The organism is Haloarcula amylolytica JCM 13557, from assembly GCF_000336615.1.
GTDB classification, from domain to species: domain Archaea; phylum Halobacteriota; class Halobacteria; order Halobacteriales; family Haloarculaceae; genus Haloarcula; species Haloarcula amylolytica.
This window is the reverse complement of record NZ_AOLW01000027.1, coordinates 1-1,770: the sequence shown is the minus strand read 5'-3', so window position 1 is coordinate 1,770 and position 1,770 is coordinate 1. Positions and strand designations below refer to the sequence as shown.

Here is a 1,770-nt window from a genome sequence, read left to right as displayed (position 1 = left end):
ATCTCGACGTGTGCTGGTGAAGTGGCACTCTCCGGATTCAGCACTCGCCAAACCGTTCGACGAAGTAACGACTCCTCGGATACCGGCTTCCAATCGAGACCGTTGACGCTAGGGCATAACGCGCTCATCCGGGCAAAAGGCTACTCTCAGTGCGGGATGGCCGAAACATCGTACTCGACAACGAAGCGCTCGCTCGGCGACGCCGTGCGAGCGCTCGGCTGGTATCGACAGTTCCGTGAGATTGTCCTGATGTTCGCCATCTCGAACATAGAACCGCTCTGTGAACCACTCTAATCGTGACTCAGCATCTATTCAACACGGCAGATTACGGTATCTTGTTACCCGAGGGGAATGCCTTCACCCTTATCTATACTCTATTCCTGCGTCAGTCAACCATTCATTCAGCGGACTATTCGGATCGTCAATAAGACCACACAATCTGTCCACTTTCACCTCATTAAGATAAACGAGGTTATCGATCTCCCAGAAGATTTCCCGATGATAGTCGTGGTAGTACTTTCCGTATCCAATAGGTGTTTTTACCCTCCGAAATATAACCTAAATGCATGCCAGGTATACGATTTATTACCTTTGCTTGTGATAAAGTGGAACAACTGGCAGAGTTCTGGTCAGTCGCTCTCGGTGGTACACGACGAGAGCTACCAGAATCGCTTGAACCTGAAATCGTTGACCTGCCTGGAGATGGTCCGGATTTGCTGTTCAAAGAACAACCGAAAGGAACGGAGCGAGATCTCCCCATTCATCTTGATGTCTCAACCGAGAATCGAAGGGAGACAGTCGAACAACTCTGTAACATAGGCGGGTCTGTCCGCGAAACCAAGACCGAAGAATACGAAACGCACACCGCCACTTGGACAGTGATGTCAGATCCCGAGGGTAACGGATTCTGCGTCAGCGAGTATCAACAATAGCTACTACAGCGCTCTCAGCTACCACAGGCTGACCGAACAGGTCTCCCGGACGGGGTACGTCGTCACACGACCCGGACACAAAGCCGGGTGATTCACAGCGCCTTGTTTCGCGTCACGACGGTCATAGAGCAGAAATTCTTCGGCTTTGAGCCGACATCTATCGAGGGGACGACCGTTCGGGTCAGCGGTTTAGAGAACCACTGGTCGACTGTGCGGACCACTCCCAGGTTCTAGTGTCCGTCGAGAACTCGCAACTGCGATGCGAACCAGTTGCGCGAAATTCCCGAAAATCGACGCGATGCGTTCCACCGAGATGCTCTCGAAGCCGATGTGATTCCGCTCGTGGCGGCGTTCGCTGTACAAAGTCACGGTGACGCACGGAAGGCGATCGACCCTCATCGCCGGTTTTCGATCCTTCCGACCGGACTGTGTTCGATTGTAGCTGACCCTGTCGGCGTAGAGGAAAGAGTTTGAGAGGGGTCCCGTTGTATGGAATGCATGGACAAAGACCAACTGCCGGAACTCGCGCTGTACTATATTGCGTTATTACTTCTGGTGTTTTTCATCCTTGAAGTGCTTCAAGCGGCTGTGGGTGAGATTTCATTCTGGATTGAAATGGTGATTATCCTCGTCATTGTCTTTGCGTATCGATATATCGCGGTCTGGCTCGGTATCGCCCCCAGCAGTGAAGAGTAGTGGGATCGACCAGCGAGCCATGCCAATCCTGGCACGGTGAGAACCTTGCCGTTCTTACAGCGGGAGCAAGGCGAAAGCCCACCCCTTCAGGGGTGTGGATGAAGCCGACAACCCGGCAGCTTCGCCTGTAGCCTCACTCAGC

General features: G+C 52.9%; 2 protein-coding genes and 3 pseudogenes. All 5 read left to right on the top strand.

Annotation, left to right across the window (positions count from 1 at the left end; genetic code table 11):
• Positions 1-294: pseudogene (locus tag C442_RS22645) on the top strand (hypothetical protein); the annotation flags it as partial.
• Positions 295-566: 272 nt separating this feature from the next.
• Positions 567-932 (top strand): VOC family protein, encoded by a 366-nt coding sequence (locus C442_RS20975; RefSeq protein WP_008311422.1) that lies wholly within the window; start codon positions 567-569, stop codon positions 930-932.
• Position 933: 1 nt separating this feature from the next.
• Positions 934-1,203: pseudogene (locus tag C442_RS23090) on the top strand (type IV toxin-antitoxin system AbiEi family antitoxin domain-containing protein); the annotation flags it as partial.
• Positions 1,191-1,334, top strand: a pseudogene (locus tag C442_RS22915) (hypothetical protein); the annotation flags it as partial. The pseudogenes C442_RS23090 and C442_RS22915, both read left to right, overlap by 13 nt.
• 96 nt (positions 1,335-1,430) lie before the next feature.
• A complete protein-coding gene (locus C442_RS13815; protein ID WP_225306803.1) occupies positions 1,431-1,628 on the top strand; it encodes a hypothetical protein in 198 nt (65 codons plus the stop codon).
• Positions 1,629-1,770 lie beyond the last annotated feature (142 nt).

Coding starts and splice junctions, on each gene's coding strand:
- C442_RS20975 (WP_008311422.1), top strand. CDS start 567: ATGCCAGGTATACGATTTATTACCTTTGCTTGTGATAAAGTGGAACAA.
- C442_RS13815 (WP_225306803.1), top strand. CDS start 1,431: ATGGACAAAGACCAACTGCCGGAACTCGCGCTGTACTATATTGCGTTA.